General features: G+C 52.1%; 17 protein-coding genes, 1 tRNA gene and 2 pseudogenes. 11 read left to right on the plus strand and 9 right to left on the minus strand.

Annotated elements, in window-relative coordinates; genetic code table 11:
- Position 1 precedes the first annotated feature (1 nt).
- Positions 2–961, plus strand: coding sequence for a biotin synthase BioB (gene bioB / locus RAL90_RS00055; RefSeq protein ID WP_306252493.1), 960 nt, complete (start codon positions 2–4; stop codon positions 959–961).
- Positions 962–999: 38 nt separating this feature from the next.
- Here bioB and RAL90_RS00060 read toward each other — a convergent pair whose 3' ends face one another.
- Positions 1,000–1,953: an AEC family transporter gene (locus tag RAL90_RS00060; RefSeq protein ID WP_306252494.1), complete on the minus strand. Its 954-nt coding sequence runs from the start codon at positions 1,951–1,953 to the stop codon at positions 1,000–1,002.
- Positions 1,954–2,255: 302 nt separating this feature from the next.
- Here RAL90_RS00060 and RAL90_RS00065 point away from each other — a divergent pair, with 302 nt between their 5' ends.
- Complete coding sequence (locus RAL90_RS00065; protein ID WP_306252495.1) at positions 2,256–2,606, plus strand: DUF2794 domain-containing protein; 351 nt, start codon at positions 2,256–2,258, stop codon at positions 2,604–2,606.
- A 243-nt stretch (positions 2,607–2,849) separates the two neighbouring features.
- Here the strand turns inward: RAL90_RS00065 and RAL90_RS00070 are convergent, their stop codons facing one another.
- The 3 genes from RAL90_RS00070 to RAL90_RS00080 form a co-directional block, all read right to left on the minus strand.
- Positions 2,850–4,091, minus strand: coding sequence for a hypothetical protein (locus tag RAL90_RS00070; RefSeq protein ID WP_306252496.1), 1,242 nt, complete (start codon positions 4,089–4,091; stop codon positions 2,850–2,852).
- 145 nt (positions 4,092–4,236) lie between these two features.
- On the minus strand, positions 4,237–4,962 hold the full coding sequence (locus RAL90_RS00075; protein WP_306252497.1) for a Bax inhibitor-1/YccA family protein: 726 nt from the start codon (positions 4,960–4,962) through the stop codon (positions 4,237–4,239).
- 99 nt (positions 4,963–5,061) lie between these two features.
- Positions 5,062–6,453: an RsmB/NOP family class I SAM-dependent RNA methyltransferase gene (locus RAL90_RS00080; RefSeq protein WP_306252498.1), complete on the minus strand. Its 1,392-nt coding sequence runs from the start codon at positions 6,451–6,453 to the stop codon at positions 5,062–5,064.
- A gap of 237 nt (positions 6,454–6,690) precedes the next feature.
- Here RAL90_RS00080 and RAL90_RS00085 point away from each other — a divergent pair, with 237 nt between their 5' ends.
- Together RAL90_RS00085 and RAL90_RS00090 are read left to right on the plus strand one after the other, a co-directional pair.
- On the plus strand, positions 6,691–7,413 hold the full coding sequence (locus RAL90_RS00085) for a YbjN domain-containing protein (RefSeq protein WP_306252499.1): 723 nt from the start codon (positions 6,691–6,693) through the stop codon (positions 7,411–7,413).
- Between the two features lie 188 nt (positions 7,414–7,601).
- A tRNA-Arg gene (locus RAL90_RS00090) sits at positions 7,602–7,678 on the plus strand.
- Between the two features lie 562 nt (positions 7,679–8,240).
- On the opposite strand, the pseudogene RAL90_RS16205 reads toward RAL90_RS00090, so the two are convergent.
- Positions 8,241–8,522 (minus strand): annotated as a pseudogene (locus RAL90_RS16205) (recombinase zinc beta ribbon domain-containing protein); the annotation flags it as partial.
- On the opposite strand from RAL90_RS16205, the gene RAL90_RS00095 reads away from it, so the two are divergent.
- Both RAL90_RS00095 and RAL90_RS00100 read left to right on the plus strand, forming a co-directional pair.
- Positions 8,448–8,627, plus strand: coding sequence for a hypothetical protein (locus RAL90_RS00095; protein ID WP_306252500.1), 180 nt, complete (start codon positions 8,448–8,450; stop codon positions 8,625–8,627). The pseudogene RAL90_RS16205 and the gene RAL90_RS00095 sit on opposite strands and share 75 nt — an antisense overlap.
- Before the next feature lie 164 nt (positions 8,628–8,791).
- Positions 8,792–9,891, plus strand: a protein-coding gene (locus RAL90_RS00100) for an IS3 family transposase (protein WP_306249654.1) whose coding sequence is annotated in 2 segments (ribosomal slippage) — positions 8,792–9,053 and positions 9,053–9,891 — 1,101 coding nt in all. Because the reading frame shifts where the segments join, the coding sequence is not laid out codon by codon here.
- Positions 9,892–9,954: 63 nt separating this feature from the next.
- Here RAL90_RS00100 and RAL90_RS00105 read toward each other — a convergent pair.
- Both RAL90_RS00105 and RAL90_RS00110 read right to left on the minus strand, forming a co-directional pair.
- Positions 9,955–11,202 (minus strand): TadE/TadG family type IV pilus assembly protein, encoded by a 1,248-nt coding sequence (locus RAL90_RS00105; protein ID WP_306252501.1) that lies wholly within the window; start codon positions 11,200–11,202, stop codon positions 9,955–9,957.
- Entirely contained in the window at positions 11,196–11,735 is a 540-nt protein-coding gene (locus tag RAL90_RS00110) for a TadE/TadG family type IV pilus assembly protein (RefSeq protein WP_306252502.1), read from the minus strand. The genes RAL90_RS00105 and RAL90_RS00110 overlap by 7 nt, the downstream gene beginning before the upstream one ends.
- A 118-nt stretch (positions 11,736–11,853) precedes the next feature.
- Between RAL90_RS00110 and RAL90_RS16210 the strand changes: the two are divergent.
- The 3 genes and pseudogenes from RAL90_RS16210 to RAL90_RS00120 form a co-directional block, all read left to right on the plus strand.
- Positions 11,854–11,985 (plus strand): annotated as a pseudogene (locus RAL90_RS16210) (TadE/TadG family type IV pilus assembly protein); the annotation flags it as partial.
- A 12-nt stretch (positions 11,986–11,997) separates the two neighbouring features.
- Positions 11,998–12,492: a hypothetical protein gene (locus tag RAL90_RS00115; protein WP_306252503.1), complete on the plus strand. Its 495-nt coding sequence runs from the start codon at positions 11,998–12,000 to the stop codon at positions 12,490–12,492.
- Between the two features lie 87 nt (positions 12,493–12,579).
- A protein-coding gene (locus RAL90_RS00120) for an IS3 family transposase (protein ID WP_306249654.1) occupies positions 12,580–13,679 on the plus strand; the annotation gives its coding sequence in 2 pieces (ribosomal slippage) (positions 12,580–12,841 and positions 12,841–13,679; 1,101 coding nt in all).
- An 88-nt stretch (positions 13,680–13,767) separates the two neighbouring features.
- Here the strand turns inward: RAL90_RS00120 and RAL90_RS00125 are convergent.
- A complete protein-coding gene (locus RAL90_RS00125) occupies positions 13,768–14,280 on the minus strand; it encodes a glutathione S-transferase N-terminal domain-containing protein (protein WP_306252504.1) in 513 nt (170 codons plus the stop codon).
- Positions 14,281–14,372: 92 nt separating this feature from the next.
- Positions 14,373–14,618 (minus strand): transposase, encoded by a 246-nt coding sequence (locus RAL90_RS00130; RefSeq protein ID WP_306252505.1) that lies wholly within the window; start codon positions 14,616–14,618, stop codon positions 14,373–14,375.
- Positions 14,619–14,804: 186 nt separating this feature from the next.
- On the opposite strand from RAL90_RS00130, the gene RAL90_RS00135 reads away from it, so the two are divergent.
- Entirely contained in the window at positions 14,805–15,857 is a 1,053-nt protein-coding gene (locus RAL90_RS00135; RefSeq protein WP_306252506.1) for a helix-turn-helix transcriptional regulator, read from the plus strand.
- Positions 15,858–15,954: 97 nt separating this feature from the next.
- Entirely contained in the window at positions 15,955–18,321 is a 2,367-nt protein-coding gene (locus RAL90_RS00140) for a TonB-dependent receptor (protein ID WP_306252507.1), read from the plus strand.
- Positions 18,322–18,397 lie beyond the last annotated feature (76 nt).

Consider the following 18,397-nt stretch of genomic DNA (forward strand, 5'->3'; position numbering starts at 1 on the left):
GATGAGCGAAACGAGACATGACTGGAAACGTGGCGAGGTGGACGCTCTTTTTGCGCTCCCTTTCACTGAATTGATGTTCCAGGCCCAGAGCGTGCATCGCACCCACCATAATGCCAACGCGGTGCAGGCTTCCCAGCTTTGCTCGATCAAGACAGGCGGTTGCCCGGAAGATTGTGGTTATTGCAATCAGTCTGCGAAGTTTGACACAGGCTTATCAGCCTCCAAGTTGATGGCCGTGGAGACTGTGGTGGCAGCTGCAGAGAAAGCCAAAGCTGGCGGGGCATCACGCTTTTGTATGGGCGCAGCCTGGCGCGAGCCAAAAGACCGTGACATGGATGCCCTGACCGAGATGGTCTCGCGCGTCAAGTCAATGGGCCTCGAGACCTGCATGACGCTTGGTATGCTGACAGATGATCAATCTGTTGCACTGAAAGAGGCGGGACTGGATTATTATAATCATAATATCGACACGGCGCCGGAGTATTATGAGAAAGTGATTTCAACCCGCACTTTCGAGGACAGGATTGAAACGCTTGAGCGTGTGCGTGCCTCTGGCATGAAAGTCTGCTGTGGCGGTATTGTCGGCATGGGAGAAGCGGCGGAAGACCGTACAGGTCTGTTGATGGCTCTGGCCGCGATGACGCCTCACCCTGAATCAGTTCCTATCAATGCGCTGGTGCCTGTGCGGGGTACGCCGCTTGGTGATCTGGCGCTGGACGAAGATGGGGCATTGCCCGGCATTGAGTTCGCGAGAGTCATTGCGGTTGCGCGAATCATGATGCCAACTTCCATGGTCCGGTTATCCGCCGGCCGCGAAAAGATGAGCGATGAGACACAGGCGTTGTGTTATCTTGCGGGCGCGAATTCGATCTTTATCGGTGAAGAACTTCTGACAACGGCCAATCCTGGGCGGAGTCGTGACGCGAAACTCTTTGAAAGTCTTGGCCTGGAACTGGCCTGAATTCCAGAGACGAATTTGCCTGTATGTCGAAACAGCTGTCAGGCAAAGATGAGCAGTACTATCGTTAATGTCAGCAGGCTGAGAATGCTGGCAACGCTCACGGCAACTGCTGTTTCACGTTCGTAAATGCGGTAATGGCTGGCCTGTACCAGCGAAGCAACTGCTGGCGGCATGCAGGTGAATAACACCACCGCGCCGGTCAGGCGCATATCTGCGCCGGTGAATATGTAAACAACCAGACCGGCAATGACCGGAAAAACCAGAAGTTTCACGGCGCTGGCAGCCGCGATGTTGGACCATAATGACTTGACCCCTTCCCTTGGCAGGGTTGCGATATAAAGGCCGAGCACGAACAAGCCGGTCGGCCCGGCCACCGGCCCGAAAGTATTCAGGAAAGTGTTTACGGGCGTCGGGAATGTTACTCCGCTATAGGCAATCAGCACCCCGGCGATTGACGCAAGGACGATTGGATTCCTGAACGGCGTTGCAGACGACTTTACTATGCCCGCTGTTAGTTTGCTCAGCGCCGATCTGTTTTCGCGCTCATCACTTTTCCACCCCATCAGGGTTGTGGCGATGCCGAAGACGAAGATCCCCTCCAGGATCATCAGCATCAGGAATGGTTGTCCCCAACCCTCAACCTGCAAAGCAATAGGTAGCCCAAGAAAAACGGCATTCCCACAGGTGGAAACAAAGGCATGTGCGCCAGATTGCCTTATATCAAGATCCAGCAATCTGAAGCCTGTCCATGCCGCAAGGGCGATAATACTGATCATGGCGAGGAAGTATCCTGTGAGGAACGGGACCAGTTCCAGGCCGGGCGGCGGCGCCTTGGTGTAAAAATTAAGAATCGCGATTGGCATCGCAAACATGAACACAAAGCGGGACAGGGTGCGGGCAGCTGCGATATCCAGCCACTTGCCGGCACCTGCAATATATCCGGTCAGCACCACCAGCAGGAGTGGCAGAACAATGGTGAGAAGCGTTGACATGCGCTCGCTATAGGCAGGCTCTGCAATCTCGGCAATCTATCATAGCATCAGGGGAGTATCAGACGGGCAATCAAACCTGAAATCGGAGGGGCTGGGGGGCAATTACTAAACATCCGGTTTCAGGCACCACCGGCCCGCCTGATGATTGAACCCTGCCTGCTGAATAGGGCGGGCAGGAGGGCAAAAGAAGGCGATTTGAGGACATGGTTAGCGGGTTGGTGTTATCAGATAGCGCTAAGACGTTTTTTGTGGTTGATTTTAGCGGTCTTGTCACATGGTGCGTAGCATTTTAGGCTGACCATATGAGTATTGAAATTTTACCGAATGCTGTACCGCGCGGTCGTCGCCAACCCGCCAATGTTGCCTTCACCAGAGCTGAGCTCGATCAGATATTGAATGTTTACGGATTTTTTGTCGCGTCCGGTGACTGGAAAGATTACGCAATAGACATGCTGAAAGATGTGGCTGTGTTTTCCATTTTTCGGCGCGCATCCGAAGCCCCCCTCTACCGTATCGAGAAAAACCCGAAATTGGCGCGCAAGCAGGGCGCTTACGCAGTCATTTCCATGTCGGGTCAGGTGCTCAAGCGCGGGCAGGATCTGCCACAGGTCCTGCGGATATTTGACCGTCAGAAGCTGAAGTTGGCCGATTAGCGTCAGCTTTTGGCATCTAGGGATGGCCTGCTTTGCCGAAAGGTCTACCCGTCATTACATAATGAACTGTTCCTTAAACTGATTATCAGTCAACGTCCTTGTATTTATTGATGCAAATTGCCGGTTTCATGTCCAATAATTACGGGAACGGAAAAGCGGTAGCACCTGTTACGCTTGGTGCATCGCCAGAAACCTTTTCGGTCGGGCTTGTGGTCAGTTTTGACCGTGTACTGCGGTAAAACTCTATTCACCTAAGGCGGCGATCTGTCCTGAAACGCGCAATCTCGCGACGGCGCAGGTTTGATGGAATATGGCACGTTGTGCGTGGCTGCCACCGATCATTCCCAGGTGCGGCAGGGCTTTTTCTAGGTGGTGTACTGCCGCCTCGGCGTCACCTCTTGAAAATGCCAGAATACCTTCTGCCGCGGGCAAGCCGGCCTTCTGCCAGGCCTCGGCGGTTTCCTCGCTGCATGTTTCCGCTTTCTGCCTCATCGCTGATACATGGTTTTCAGCACATAGATTATCTTCTGCCTGTGTCAGGGCAAACAGGTAGTGCAGGTCATGAAAGGGGAAAATATGATCGCCGGAACGCGCCAGCGCCTGTTCCGTTACCGGCTGCCAGCGCGTACCTGCCTTTATGCCGTGCAGTTCCAGACGCCAGAGCAGGGAGGCAGCGCCGATCTGCTCCTGCGGAAATTCCGGCCATTCGCCCCAGAGTTGGGTATCAAAAATCTCATAAACCTTGTCGTGGTCGCCCAGTGCCAGGTGAAATAAGGCTGTATGCCACCAGTTATGCTCACGGATGAATGTGCCTTTTGCATCCCAGATATGTGCGCAATGGCCAAGCCAAGTGGCCCCTTCTGCTATTCGCCGCTCGGTCTCCATAACGTGGGCGCCAGCATGTTGGGCCCAGGCGTCATCAATAGCGATTTCGACAGCATGTTGTGCTTCGCGCTCCGCGGCACGCATGTCGTGGTTCTGTTCAAGGGCGAAAGCGTAAAGCCCATGAACATAGGGCTTGTCGCGGCAGGCGCTGACAGCGCGTTCCCCTAAAGCCAGCATGGCGGCCTGATCGCCCAGATTAAAGGCGTGATACTGACCCCATTTGATGCTGACCAGGTCCTCCGGCCAGTCGCTGGCGATTTGCTGGAACAGCTCCAGGGAGGCGCGAAAATCGTGCGCTGCCCAGGCATTGATCGCGCGGCAGAAGATATTTTCATGCTCTGTTGTTGCCGCAAGATGGTTGTTCATTAGGGCGAGATAAGGCGCGGCGTCATTCCAGCCTTCACGCCCTTCAAAGGCCAGATGAAGCGCTGCTGCGTTTGCATTCAGGAGCGCGCAGTCTGGTGCTGCATCGGCAGCAATAAAAAGGTTGCGCAGGTTCGGGCCATATCCCAGCAACTCATGACAATACTCATCATAGGCCGCCTCGATGTCAGCATTGCCGCGCGTAATATATCTGTGTGCCTGCCCTGTGGTACTCATCAACTCAAACTATCGTGTCTTGCCCATAAAGGAATGCGCTGACAGCGCACTATCTTTCACGTTCTCGCCAGATTGGGAGATATTGCAAGAAAAAAGCCTCCGTCATTGCTAACGAAGGCTTTGCAGATTTTCTGCCAGTAAGATTCTAGTCGCGGGCAAAGCCGAGAATGTTCAAGATATTGATGAACAGGGTCGCAAAAGAACCGTACAGCATGAACGCACCGAGGATGGACGCGCGGGAGTTACTTTCGCTCATGCCTTCACGATACATATGCTTGATCATCTGGGTCTCAAACATGGTCACTGCGCTGGCAAAAAGCACGACAGCGCATGATGTCAGGAAGCCAAACAGACCGCTTTTGAAGAACAGGAAGTTCAGGATAATCGCTGCCAGCAGACCAATACCTGCCATGAACAGGAACTGGCTCATGCCGGATAGGTCACGCTTTGTGGTGTAACCATAAAGGCTGGCACCCGCGAAAACAGCGGCAGCAGCAAAGAATGCCTGATAGACAAGGTCCGCCCAGCCGACACCGACAAACATCGCAACCACGGGTCCAATCAACATGCTCCACATGAAGACATAGACCCAGTAAGCGCCATGGGCGACAGCGGGCGAGCCGGTCGCAATAATGCGCGGTGCGATAAAGCCGAGCCCGATAATGCCGATAAAGGGCAGCCATGGAAGCACGCCGGAAATGGAGTTTACTAAGCCCGGATTGCCAATCATGAACATGGCGATCAGTGCTGTGCCGGCAATGCCAAGGGTCATGTAATTGTAGACACCCAGCATGAAGCTGCGGAGCCCTTCATCATAGGCAACACCCGTTGTGGTGGTGTCTGCCTGATAAGGACGGTTAAAATCGTTCATGTTTTTCTCTCCAGTCACTATTGGATAATGGATAAACTTCTAGCATCAGTATATTGGCATTGGCCGGGTAAATACAAGGTGATCAGGCCCTGATAGGATTTAATTATCACCTGCCGCCGGCGCAGATGGTTTACGCAACCTTGCGGCGAAGAACCCATCCATACTGCCCTCCGGCACCCGCATGGCGGGGTGTGTCCGCAAATAGCCTTCCCGTGTGACTGCTTCAGGCAGTGCAGTGAGTTCTTCCCGGGTGAGCGGCACCAGTTCAAGCCCCTGATGGCGGGAGAGGGCGGCGCGGACCTGGTCTTCGCCTTCCTCACGCTGGAGCGAACAGACACAATAGACCAGCAATCCACCGGGTTTGAGGAATTCCAGCGCACGATCAATAAAAGTGCCTTGCTGGCGTGCAAGGGTGCGTACTTCATCTTCAGTGCGGTTCCAGACCACATCAGGGTGGCGCCGGATGGTGCCAGTGGCGGAGCAGGGTGCGTCAAGCAGCACAGCGTCAACAAGCGCCTCAGGTTGCCACTCAAGGATGTCGGCCTTGAGTGTTTCGGCAGATAGCTTCGTACGGGCAAGGTTCTCCGTGACGCGCTTTAATCTGGTGCCGATATTATCCACGGCGGTAACCTGTGCGCCAAGTGCCGCAAGCTGCATGGTCTTCCCGCCTGGTGCAGCGCACAGATCCAGAACCTGCTTGCCCGAGACTTCTCCGAGCATGGTCACCGGCAGGCTGGAGGCAAAGTCCTGTACCCACCAGTTGCCCTGATTAAATCCGGGCAGGCTCGGCACTGCGTGATTTGGGGGCAGGCGGCGATGGGACGGGGTGAAGCTTGAGACATTTTCAAAGCCGGCAAAAAGGTCAGGGTCTGCTTCTGGCTTGAGAGAAATATCCAGCGGTGCCACGCCGGCAAGATGAGCGGCGGCGATTTCCCGTGCTGTCGTTGCGCCATAATAGCGCTCCCAGCTGCGCCACAGCCAGCCCGGCGTATCTGCCCGAAGCGGTAATTTTTCTATCTGTGCCTTGCCTCGGCCGGCAATCTTGCGGGCGATGGCATTCACAAGCCCTTTGTATCCGGCTGTCTCACGTTTCTGTCCGGCAAGTTCGGCTGATGTTGCAGCAATGGCGTGTGCGGGCGTTTCAAGGAAGGCTGCCTGCGTCGCGGCCAGGCGCAGGATATCCTGCACTTCCATAGCGCCTTTCGGCAGGGGTTTGTTCAGATACTCACCAATCAGCTGATCGAGGCTGCCGCGCCGTCGCAACGTGGTGTTGACGAGGTTGAAGGCAAACGAACGGTCCGGGCCTTCCAGTACGCTAAAGGTTCGGCAGTCCGAGAAAGCATTGTCGAGGGTGCGGCCTTTGCGCAGCAGCATGAGAATGTCGAGCGCGGCGCGCCTCGCGGCAAGGCCTGGCATTTTTTCCTCGAGCGCTTCCAGCTGCTCAATCGCCCGTCCTTTGCGCGGGTCTGCCGCGCCATCACGTTCAGGCATGCGCTTTTCTGACGGTGGAAATTTTCGGGGCTGGTTATCGGAGCTGGCCATAATCATTCTGGTGATGTGTCTAGCGCGCTGCCATAGGCCCAAAACTGACCGGCAGGCAACTGAATTCGGCTATTGCTATAAAGTAATCACGAGGGGATTCGCCAAACGATGATTTTCGGCCTATGATTAATCTTTGTCGTATCCGGTCCGTGTCGTGTCCGGTCTGTAGCATAAGGGGAAATACGCATGGTCGGGAAAACAATTTTATCAGTCGCTGCAGCAGGTCTGGCTCTGGCCGGTTCAGCCATTGCGGCGCCACCATCAGATGCGCCGGTGAGCAAGCCGGACGAGCTATTATATGATTACGATGTCGAGACAATCATTCCTATGCTGCAGGAACTCGGTCTGCCATGGGAAGGACGCACAGCACCTGGCGGCGCCAAGGTTGTGCTGTCAGAAGCCGAGAATGGTATCAAGTTTGTTCTGGCACCCGCAGCGTGTGTACGGGCCGTGGATGACGGTTGTTATGGTGTGAACATGATCGCCATTTTCACTGGCGACGCAGATCAGCGCACAGTGCAGGCGTTCAATTACAAATATCCCTACACCAGTGCCGGGATAGATAAATCAGGCTCTGCTTTTATCAGTCGTTACGACATCGCCGACTTCGGGACACCGCGTGGCAATTTTGCCCGTTCACTTGATGTGTTTCTCAGTCAGGCAGCTTATTTCCGCGACACGCTTGAAACGGCGACTGTTACGGTCAATCGCGCAGCCTATCCAGGTGATATGGCGGCCAACAACCTCAACCTGCAGACGATTATCAGTGATGAGGAACTGGCACTGCGCGTCGGCATCGATACCAATGGCCACGAAGTCAGCCTCGAGCAGACGGCCGCCTTTATCAGCGTACTGTTCGAAGCCAGTGAGCAGGTACCGGAAAAAATAATCAACGATGTGGCGAACTGATCGACCAGCGCAAAAATTTCGAATTGATTTGCTGAAGGAGGGGCCAAAGATGGCCCCTTCTTTGATTCAAACTCTTTATTTCAAGAGTGTCTTTTCCGGCCTGTGCTGTGGTTTTGACCGTTGCTACCATTAGCGTTTGCCAGCCTGCGGTCTTTCGCCTAAGAAAAAAAGTCGGCAAGGCCCGACAGGCACCCGTAGCTCAGCTGGATAGAGCGCTGCCCTCCGAAGGCAGAGGCCAGAGGTTCGAATCCTCTCGGGTGCGCCATTTTGTTTTTCACCATATTCTGGCCTCCTGGGTTGCTGTTAAGTGATTGAATTACTTGAAAAGGTAGCGTTGGGGATGCGGTTCGAAGTCCCTCATTTCGAACATAGCCCAAACGGTCCGCAAAAGTGAGTTTGAGCACCGTTCTTTTGTCCTCAAGACGCTCAGAAGCCCAGAGTTTATAAGGGTTTCCGAGAAAGTCTAAAGCGGTTCGAACTGTTTCATCATAGTCCCTTACCGGGCGCCCACATCTGGCCACCGCATCTTCAATTTCCAGCTTGCGCACTTCGAGCGTGGTAATACGTTTCTCATACGCCGACACGATCGCCTTGCTGTCTGCGTCGACGATCCGGTCGAGCAATTGCTCAACTTGTTCCTCGATCTTTCGCGCCTCGGACTGCAGCGATTTCGCGCGCGCAACGCCGCTTGATGCGCAATGCTCCCACCATACGCGAAACATTTTCTCGGCTATGGAGAACAGCTCTGCAGTGGGTTGAAGGCTCTTGAGCAGCGCTTCGAACTCCCCCTCAAGTTGCTCCTTACGAACCGACTTGCGATAGGCCTCACAGCCCTTCTGCGGGCACAGATAATAGGGGTAGCGTTGATAGCGACCTTTCGACCAACATGCGGTCAGTGGCGTATTGCAATGGCCACAGACGATAAAGCCGCGCAGCGGAAAATCTTCGATGATGTTCTTGCGCGCGGGAACTTTGGCATTGCCTCTGAGACGTTCCTGAATACGCTGAAACGTGGCAAAGCTGATTAACCCCTCATGATGGCCCTTGCGAAGCGAAACGTCCCAGGACGGTGCTTCGACATATCCGGCATAGACCGGCTTGGTCAGAATTTCGGTGACGCGCTGGTTGCGGACAATGCCGTTCCGATCGCGTGGAAACTCAGGAAAAGACTCGAAGAAGCGTTTCACTTCAACCTGAAGGTCGAAGCGACCTGAGGCATACCCCTCCAAACCCTCTTGGATGATTGAGGCCACAGGCTCGACGCGCTTGAGAATCTTGCCTTGTCCCGACGACCGAACTGACGTGCTTCCCAAAAACTGGACCATTTATGGCTGGAATTTTCTAATTTAGGGTCCCTTTACGGGACGAGGAGAATTCCATGAAACGAACGAAGTTCACCGACGCACAGATAGCATTTATTTTGAAGCAGGCAGATGAAGGAACGCCAGTAAAGGAGGTTTGCCGAAAGGCAGGCATCTCGGATGCCACCTTCTATAACTGGCGGAAAAAGTATGCTGGGCTGATGCCATCCGAGATGAAGCGGTTAAAACAGCTGGAAGAAGAGAACAACAATCTGAAGAAGCTTGTGGCTGACCTGTCTCTCGACAAAGCCATGCTGCAGGACGTTATCAAGCGAAAGCTCTAAGGCCTGCTCGCCGCCGGGATCTTGTGAATGATCTGATTGCTGTCTGGAAAGTCAGTGAACGGCGTGCCTGCCGTGTCCTGCAGGCGCCGCGATCGACACAACAGTACAAAACCCGGCGAGACGGTCAGGCCGATCTGAAGAAACGTATCAAAGAGATTGCTGAAACCCGGGTCAGATATGGCTATCGGCGCATCCATGTTCTTCTGAAAAGAGAAGGATGGGCGATAAACGCGAAACGCGTTTATCGACTCTATCATGAAATGGGGCTGCAGCTGAGGAACAAGACGCCCAAACGCCGGGTAAAGGCAAAGCTGCGCGATGACAGAAAGGAGGCGACAGCCGTCAATGAAACATGGGCCATGGACTTCGTTCATGATCAACTGGTGACAGGACGTAAGCTGAGAGTATTGACTGTAGTGGATACATTCTCCCGGTTCTCTCCAGTGATTGATGCAAGGTTCAGCTACAAAGGAGAAGATGTCGTCAGAACACTGGAGCAGGCTTGCCGGGTGTTCGGCTATCCAAAGTCTATTAGGGCGGACAACGGTCCTGAGTTTATCTCTCGAGATCTTGATCTGTGGGCATACACAAAAAACGTCACACTGGACTTCTCACGGCCGGGCAAGCCGACGGATAATGCCTTCATTGAAAGTTTCAACGGCAAGTTCCGGGCGGAATGTCTGAACACGCACTGGTTTATGAACCTTGACGATGCGCGGGAAAAACTGGAGAACTGGCGTAGAGACTATAATGAGTTTCGACCCCACAGTGCGATTGGCAATATCTCGCCTGTCGAACTGGTAAATCGAATGGCGGACCAATCACCGCCATGATCATCAAACCGGAAAATCCTCCGGCCAGGTGGTCCAACATCGGGGAGCACTTCAGCTGCGCAGTTATTGTGCAACGTGATTTGGGACTGCCACTTTATGAAATATGTCGGTCATAGCTTCTTCTAGGTCCGTGATGTTTTCAGATAAGTAGAAGTTTTCTGATGATGAAGCGCATTTAGGCAGGTCAATCAAATTTCGTGGATGGACAACATTTTGTATTGACTTTGACAAATTATGATTAGCCGCATAATAACGCGTATAAATAATATAAACGTTGATGTTTTTATCCTTAAGCGGATCGCATGCAGAAGCGGGAATTGACGACACTCGATTGGATGCTCTAACTGCCCCTGGCGTGTTAACACCATCATCTGATCCATCGGTTATGATCAGTACGTGCTGCTCAGGTTCTTCTTTAGTGTAACCCCTGCCTCCCTCCTGGAGTTCATCCGCCAGATCGTCAATAGAGCGAGTGATTTTAGCATGTGAACCTTTGAGTATTGTATTATTATTAATGACATTTCTCACGTAATCATAGTCTTCGCTCTTGTTCACATCCATTGCTGAAACATGCTGAACGGCATATCCATTTCGCATTGTGTAGAAACCTAACCTGATGCTGTTGAATTGATGAGCCTCTTCTTCAATCACATCAACTGCCAGATCCATTGCGTCTCTTGCAGCATCAATTCGCACACGGATTTCTGGATATTTAGAGCGAATATTCCCAATTGTGCTGTGGCAGGCGAAGGCACACCCTACCTTGCTTTCGAGTTGCGATATATCGCTTGGCCTGGCGCCAATGCCCATAGAACTGCTTACGTCTACGAGTATGCTGAAGTTCTTGAATGTTTTCACGGACCCTCGAGCGGTAGCAATGCCACTTGTTTTCACCGTCGATTGTCCGATCAATCGTAAAAAATCTGTATCTATTGCGAACGTGTATGAGATATGGGCTGTCAGTAACCCATCATCATCTGTGTCGGCGGTAATCGTATAAGTTAGTGTACCGCTTGATAACTCCGCAGCCTTACCAGCTTCGAGCATCTCGGCAATTGTGTTTTCTGTAGCCGTAAGTAGCTGATCTTCGTCAAGAGTAGCAGCATCGTTTCTGGCGTTTGCAATAGCTGCTAAAACCGCAACATCTGCTATTCGCTCAATGTTCATTCGCGCGGTGGTTATTTGGGCATAATCCAATGCGGCCCCAACAGCGGCTATAAGTGGTACCATAAGAAGCGCCGTCAGCATTGCCATATGACCGTGACGGTTAACTTTGAAGTCTTGCACCAGTGAAATAATTGAGTTCAGCATGTTAAACCTGTCCCCGTAACAATTGGTTCCCGTACCACTACGGCGCTGGATTCTTGAAAAATGGCATCATCATGAGTGTTTTGGGTAATGTAGTGATGAATCCACCTCATGCCGGAGTTCAGGTTCAATCTGACATACACCCAGATTATATCACCTGCGGCACCCGTGCAGAACTGATTTAAAACACTGTCTCGATCAGTGGTGTGCCAATCTTCCAGTGTTGAGAAATCATCTGTTGAGATTACGCCAATTTCAATATCTGTACACGTTATGATAGATGGCAATAGTGGACACAATACACTATCACGATAGTCTTCGGCATTGTTAACTGTCGAGTTTGCGATACGCAATTGATGAGCTGCTTCATATGTCGCATTGTCGAGTAAGGAGACCGTCAGGGCATTGTACCATTGCAGGACAATTGCCAGTATAACTGCTATGAAAAACGGTAGTAGCATCGCGAATTCTATAGCAACGCTACCGGAGCAATTTTTCCAAAAAGGGGAAAATGTTACTTTTATCTTAGTGGGCATGGGTCATATTGATAACGCTGATTGTTCAATATTTTTACCGAAAATATATTAAAATATTATCTTCACGTATAATTAATTTGAGCGCTTTATACAAAAGTAAGTAAAAATATTATTGTTAATGATAAGTAAAGTAAAAAGATTAATTTATTCTGAAGCAGGGTCCGTCTCAATAGAATTCGCCCTGGTGCTACCGGTCCTTATAGGTTTATATTTAGCTGTAGTAGAATATACAGGATACCTGACTGTTTCCCGGCGCGCAGAAATGGCAAATAATTCTATGGCCCAAGTGCTCGCAGAAAGTGGCGTTGGGAATGAGGACTCAATGCATCAAATTCGTCAAATCGCCAGGATTATGAATCCGACGGGCTCAATTGATGGAGAAGTGCCATATTCTTTCAGCCAGATTCTATTTGAACAAGCAGATCCAGCGTGTACCAGTAATTGCGAAATCGTCCCTGCACGTGATTTCATTTTTAGTGACAGGTTGGACTCACGATCATGTGACGTTCATGTTCTTAGTCCAGGAGAGAAACCTGATAGTATTCTTGAAATTCCATCATCCATTGATGGGCTGGCAATCATAGTCATTGTGGTCGGGCACCAGGTAGATTACAAACCAATATTCGGGGCTAGGGTCATTGAGTCGCTGAGTGATGGGGCCGTCAATATCAAACGGTACGCCTATAGTGTTCGCCATACAGGAGAGGCATTTTCGTACCCGAACAATGCGAGTGCGTTCTATCAAGATTGCTCGTGAAATTCAGTGACGTGCTTCCCAAAAACTGGACCATTTATGGCTGGAATTTTCTAATTTAGGGTCCCTTTACGGGACGAGGAGAATTCCATGAAACGAACGAAGTTCACCGACGCACAGATAGCATTTATTTTGAAGCAGGCAGATGAAGGAACGCCAGTAAAGGAGGTTTGCCGAAAGGCAGGCATCTCGGATGCCACCTTCTATAACTGGCGGAAAAAGTATGCTGGGCTGATGCCATCCGAGATGAAGCGGTTAAAACAGCTGGAAGAAGAGAACAACAATCTGAAGAAGCTTGTGGCTGACCTGTCTCTCGACAAAGCCATGCTGCAGGACGTTATCAAGCGAAAGCTCTAAGGCCTGCTCGCCGCCGGGATCTTGTGAATGATCTGATTGCTGTCTGGAAAGTCAGTGAACGGCGTGCCTGCCGTGTCCTGCAGGCGCCGCGATCGACACAACAGTACAAAACCCGGCGAGACGGTCAGGCCGATCTGAAGAAACGTATCAAAGAGATTGCTGAAACCCGGGTCAGATATGGCTATCGGCGCATCCATGTTCTTCTGAAAAGAGAAGGATGGGCGATAAACGCGAAACGCGTTTATCGACTCTATCATGAAATGGGGCTGCAGCTGAGGAACAAGACGCCCAAACGCCGGGTAAAGGCAAAGCTGCGCGATGACAGAAAGGAGGCGACAGCCGTCAATGAAACATGGGCCATGGACTTCGTTCATGATCAACTGGTGACAGGACGTAAGCTGAGAGTATTGACTGTAGTGGATACATTCTCCCGGTTCTCTCCAGTGATTGATGCAAGGTTCAGCTACAAAGGAGAAGATGTCGTCAGAACACTGGAGCAGGCTTGCCGGGTGTTCGGCTATCCAAAGTCTATTAGGGCGGACAACGGTCCTGAGTTTATCTCTCGAGATCTTGATCTGTGGGCATACACAAAAAACGTCACACTGGACTTCTCACGGCCGGGCAAGCCGACGGATAATGCCTTCATTGAAAGTTTCAACGGCAAGTTCCGGGCGGAATGTCTGAACACGCACTGGTTTATGAACCTTGACGATGCGCGGGAAAAACTGGAGAACTGGCGTAGAGACTATAATGAGTTTCGACCCCACAGTGCGATTGGCAATATCTCGCCTGTCGAACTGGTAAATCGAATGGCGGACCAATCACCGCCATGATCATCAAACCGGAAAATCCTCCGGCCAGGTGGTCCAACATCGGGGAGCACTTCAATTCTCATAGAATAATACGATTTAAGTGGCACAGTTATAGGGGGCTAAGACAGGCGCGGGTCTGGCGCGTCACGCCATCCCCCCAGACGAAACCGGTAAGTTGGCGGTGCTTGAGATAGTTGATCCCGATGGGCCGTGGCATCGGCAAATGGCCCCTGATCAGTTCTTCATACAGCACCTCAGCAGCATACTGACGGCTCTGCCGGAAACTCCAGCGATAATGCATGGCGGGCCGCCAGAGCCATTCATCAGCGTAATCCTCAATCAGGAGCGCGATGGCGTTGAGCACAGGGTCCGCAGGATAGATTGAACGCCCTTCAAACTGCGTCTCCAGCCATGCCAGCATGGGCGTTGTATCAGTCATCCAACGTTCATCGCCGAGACGCACAACCGGCATCTGGGTTGTGCCCGTTTTTTCCTTCAGGCGCTTTAGGGGCCCCGCTGTCGTGGGCAATAGCAAATAAGGTATGCGCCGCAGCCGCAGATAGGTCTCAAGTTTCCATGTGTAATAGGATATCTTGCTGCCATAGACGGTCATATTTTCCATAAACGCGCCTCCCCCGTCATTCGCACTGGCGTCTGGACGGGTTGCTGCCTTTAACTTGCTCGACGAATTCGCCCGGATCACGGCTCACCGTTTCACAATGACGAAACCCCGATGGCGCAGCCATTTTTTATGTAACCATTATATTGCCTCCGATGGAGGGCCGATATGGCCTGACTGGTCTTCAGACCGCCATACTCCCGCCGCCAGCGATAATAGGTCGGTTCTGTGATACCCACAGCCCGTGCTGCATGCGCAGCACTCTCGCCCTGGCTTAAACGCACTTCTATCTCGCGAAGGTTGGTGATGATCTCTTCAGGCGTATACTTTCTTCTCGCCATCTCTTGGCTCCTTTGTTGGAGCCAGACCTAATTCAACACTCAGACCACTTTTTCCGGAGCAGTCCAGGTGATCATGCGCGGGCAGGCATTTGTAAAAGCGGCCAGATGATACCATATTATTTATTGAGTGAGTGACGATAACAATCGAGATCGCCAGTGCCGTATGTCCGGATTGATGATAGTGATTTGAGCGCGCAGCCAATCAGCGTGCCGCTGGAGCGCGTGCGCCCCTTGCTCGATCAGGGTGCCTCGGCGGGCATCAGTCCATCCCGCTTGCTTGAAGAAACGGCGATATCGGATAGCATGGAAAGGGCACCTGAGGACGGGGCTGTTTCCCTTGCGGATTATTACAGGATACAAAACCTGCTTGCCATTTTGATAGGGGATGAAACCTGTCACCTGTCACAGCGGCAGCTTATTCCGGGCAGTACGGATTTTGTACTTCGGCATGTCGGCGATTGTACCAGCCTGCAGCAGGCGATGCGGGTGATCGCCGAATCCTACAACATGCTGCATGGCGGTGCATATAATCGCGTTGAAGTCAGTGGCTCATTTGTCGATTACATCATTGACGATAATGAGTTTCCCTACACGTTTGAACCAGGTTCAGACATAGTTTTCTTTTCTATGGAAAGCACCCTGATATTTTTGCACTGCATGCTTGTGACTATCAGCCCGCAAATTGCGACTGAGGCAGTTACGGCGCTAAGTTTGAAACGACCGAAGCGAGATGATCGCTGCAGTCATCTGTCCTACTGGCAGCTACCGGTTAAATACAATCAGTCGGTGTACCGTATGCGGTTTGATGCTGATCTTGCTACCAGGCAAATGCCCAAGCCCGCGGCGACACAACTTAGTGCCCGGGCAGTTTATGATACCATTCAGATGTCGGTTGCCAGACTTGAGCCGCATCACAGCAAAGCTGCGCGCGATCAGGTTGAAGAATGCTTCCGACAAGGCCTTCATGAGCAGCATGAAATTGCCCGTGAAATGAGGATGAGCGTTGCGACATTGCGGCGCAGATTGAGCGAGGAGGGCACCAGCTTTCGTGACCTGCGGGAACAAGTGCTCAATCGTCAGGCGAAAATGCTGCTGCTTCAGGGGCTTTCGGTAATGGAAGTGTCGGAGCAATTGGGTTTTGCTGAATTTCGCAGCTTTGTGCGGGCGTTCAAAAACTGGAACGGCGTTACACCGGCAGTATTTATCAGCAACAACAGAGACAGTTCAGCGGAAAATTGAGCGAAATTGTACACTTTGCGTGAGCCGTCGGGACATAGGCGGCGCAGGGCAAGTGTCTTAGGGTTATGTCATAAATCTACATAAAGGGAGAACTGGCATGGCTGTCACTGGCTTAACTACAGGAAAGAAAATCCTGCTTAAATCCGCTCTGCTGAGCATGTGTTCAACGGTCGCGCTTGCTGGCGGTGTCTCAGCTGCGATGGCACAGGAGACAGGGGCCTCCGCTGCTGACGATCAGGATGTGATTGTTGTTTCAGCCCGTCGTCGCGATGAAAGCCTGCAGGATGTGCCGGTTGCTGTTACTGCTGTCAGCGGTGAGAAACTTGAGGCAACAGGGGCAGTCGATATAACGGCTGTGCAGCGGTTTACACCGAACTCCACCATCGAAGTGGCGCGGGGCACCAATTCCACATTGATTGCCTTTATTCGCGGCGTTGGCCAGCAGGACCCCCTATGGGGTTTTGAGCCAGGTGTTGGTCTTTATGTGGATGATATTTATATCGCACGCCCCCAGGGCGCTATTCTGGATATCTTTGATGTCGAGCGCATCGAGGTCCTGCGTGGTCCGCAGGGCACGCTTTATGGACGCAACACTATTGGTGGTGCGATCAAATATGTGACCAAGGACCTGAATCTGGAAGAGCCGGAATTCAGTGCCAGAGTGAACGTGGGCACATACGGTCAGTTCGATCAGATTCTGACCGGCTCTATTCCTCTTTCTGATACATTTGCCATTGGCGGGGCGATCGCCAATTACAAGCGCGATGGTTTCGGCACGAACCTGACGACCGGCGCGGATCATTACGACAAGGATGTTATTGCAGGCCGGTTGAATGCGCTCTGGGTACCAACAGACACCGTGAAAGTACGTCTTGCCTATGACAAGACTGAAGATAACTCCGACGCCAAGCACGGCCACCGGTTGTTGCCGGGCGTTACCAATGGTGAGCCTGTTACAAGCGACATCTATGATACACGCGGCGGAGCTGGCGATGATAACAGTGTAGAATCTGAAGGTGGCTCAATTATAGCTGAGTGGAATGTTTCGGATGCTGTAACGCTCAAATCCATTACCGCCATGCGCGAAGACTTCACAACAACGCCAATCGATTTTGACGCACTGGCTGTCAATGATTTTGATGTCCCTGCCTTCTACGACAACGAGCAGTTTACGCAGGAAATTCTGGCCAATTTCGAATATGACCGGATCTCTGGCGTTGCCGGCCTGTTCTACCTCGATGGACAGTATGATGGTGCCTTTGATGTTGTGCTGGGCAATTTCGGGGTAAATGTTCCTACCGCTGGTCAGGTCAGCAAGGAAAGTATTGCAGTATTCGCGGATATCAGCATCGACCTGACAGATCGGGTGTCGCTGTCCCTTGGCGGGCGGTACACGGAGGATGATACTGAAGCGTCAGTTCTGCGGCAGACTTTTCTTGGTACAGCTCCCAGCCCGCTTCTTGGCGGGCCTGACCGGGCCGCTTTTGCGACCAGCAGTGACTTCACTTCTGCGCGCACAGATGATGCCTTTACGCCGCGTGTTGCGATCAACTACGAGCCTAATGATGACCTTACGCTCTATGCGTCATTCTCTGAGGGCTTCAAATCAGGCGGCTTTGACCCGCGCGGTAATGCAGGACCGGAGTTTATTGATGCCGATGGAGATGGTCAGGCAGACGATCCGAGCGTCACATTCCAGGTGATCACGTCCGGGTTTGCGCCTGAATTCGTTGAAACATATGAGATTGGCGCGAAAGGGAACCTTCTGGACGGTAATCTGACATATGCTGCTACGGCCTTCTGGTCAGACTATACAGATCAGCAGATCACTGTGCAGACGGCTGAAGTAGATCCTATTACAGGGCTTGATACGTTTGTTTCCACGGTCCTGAACGCAGGGGAGTCCGAGTATTCCGGACTTGAGCTGGAAGGCTTGTGGCGCATGTCAGATGTATTCAGCCTCGACTTCATGATGGGATATATTGACGCTGAGATTAACCAGGCCGTGACGGTGGTGCCTGACACAACGGGTGCGCCGGTTGAGGTTGATATTTCAGATCAGTTCGTTGTTCAGAATACACCTGAGTTGACCGGGCGCCTTGGCCTGAATGCCAACTTCCCATTGGATGATGGCAGTAACCTTCTGGTTACCGCATCTGCGTCCTATCGGGGTGACTACAATATCTTCAATGTAGATAATGAAGGTCCGGCAACTGATCCGCTGTTGCCAGCAGGGACAGAGCCGCTTGATCCTGATTCCTACACACTCTTTGATGCCAGTGTGGTCTGGGAAGTGAATGACAACTGGTCATTGAGCCTGATCGGGCGCAATCTCACTGACGAAGAGTACAAGGTTGCCGGTTATAATTTCGCCGGCAGTGCGCAGTTGGGTGTCGACGGAGCTTATTCCGCATTTTATGGCGCACCACAGACATTCACCGCGAGTATTGAATACAATTACTAGGCCCTCCTCCCGGGTAACTGACAAAGCAGGGTGCAGGCGTTATCATGCGCCCTGCTTTGTCCATTTTTTGAGGTCG

The sequence above is a fragment of the Parvularcula sp. IMCC14364 genome (genome assembly GCF_030758415.1).
Lineage (GTDB): Bacteria > Pseudomonadota > Alphaproteobacteria > Caulobacterales > Parvularculaceae > Aquisalinus.

Bases quoted from the DNA above. Each gene is read 5' to 3' on its own strand.
- bioB (WP_306252493.1), top strand. From the start codon at position 2: ATGAGCGAAACGAGACATGACTGGAAACGTGGCGAGGTGGACGCTCTT.
- RAL90_RS00085 (WP_306252499.1), top strand. From the start codon at position 6,691: ATGGTCGGGAAAACAATTTTATCAGTCGCTGCAGCAGGTCTGGCTCTG.
- RAL90_RS00115 (WP_306252503.1), top strand. From the start codon at position 11,998: ATGGCAAATAATTCTATGGCCCAAGTGCTCGCAGAAAGTGGCGTTGGG.
- RAL90_RS00095 (WP_306252500.1), top strand. From the start codon at position 8,448: ATGATGGCCCTTGCGAAGCGAAACGTCCCAGGACGGTGCTTCGACATA.
- RAL90_RS00080 (WP_306252498.1), bottom strand. From the start codon at position 6,453: ATGCCTGAACGTGATGGCGCGGCAGACCCGCGCAAAGGACGGGCGATT.
- RAL90_RS00110 (WP_306252502.1), bottom strand. From the start codon at position 11,735: ATGCCCACTAAGATAAAAGTAACATTTTCCCCTTTTTGGAAAAATTGC.
- RAL90_RS00060 (WP_306252494.1), bottom strand. From the start codon at position 1,953: ATGTCAACGCTTCTCACCATTGTTCTGCCACTCCTGCTGGTGGTGCTG.
- RAL90_RS00140 (WP_306252507.1), top strand. From the start codon at position 15,955: ATGGCTGTCACTGGCTTAACTACAGGAAAGAAAATCCTGCTTAAATCC.
- RAL90_RS00075 (WP_306252497.1), bottom strand. From the start codon at position 4,962: ATGAACGATTTTAACCGTCCTTATCAGGCAGACACCACCACAACGGGT.
- RAL90_RS00125 (WP_306252504.1), bottom strand. From the start codon at position 14,280: ATGGAAAATATGACCGTCTATGGCAGCAAGATATCCTATTACACATGG.
- RAL90_RS00130 (WP_306252505.1), bottom strand. From the start codon at position 14,618: ATGGCGAGAAGAAAGTATACGCCTGAAGAGATCATCACCAACCTTCGC.
- RAL90_RS00105 (WP_306252501.1), bottom strand. From the start codon at position 11,202: ATGCTGAACTCAATTATTTCACTGGTGCAAGACTTCAAAGTTAACCGT.
- RAL90_RS00070 (WP_306252496.1), bottom strand. From the start codon at position 4,091: ATGAGTACCACAGGGCAGGCACACAGATATATTACGCGCGGCAATGCT.
- RAL90_RS00065 (WP_306252495.1), top strand. From the start codon at position 2,256: ATGAGTATTGAAATTTTACCGAATGCTGTACCGCGCGGTCGTCGCCAA.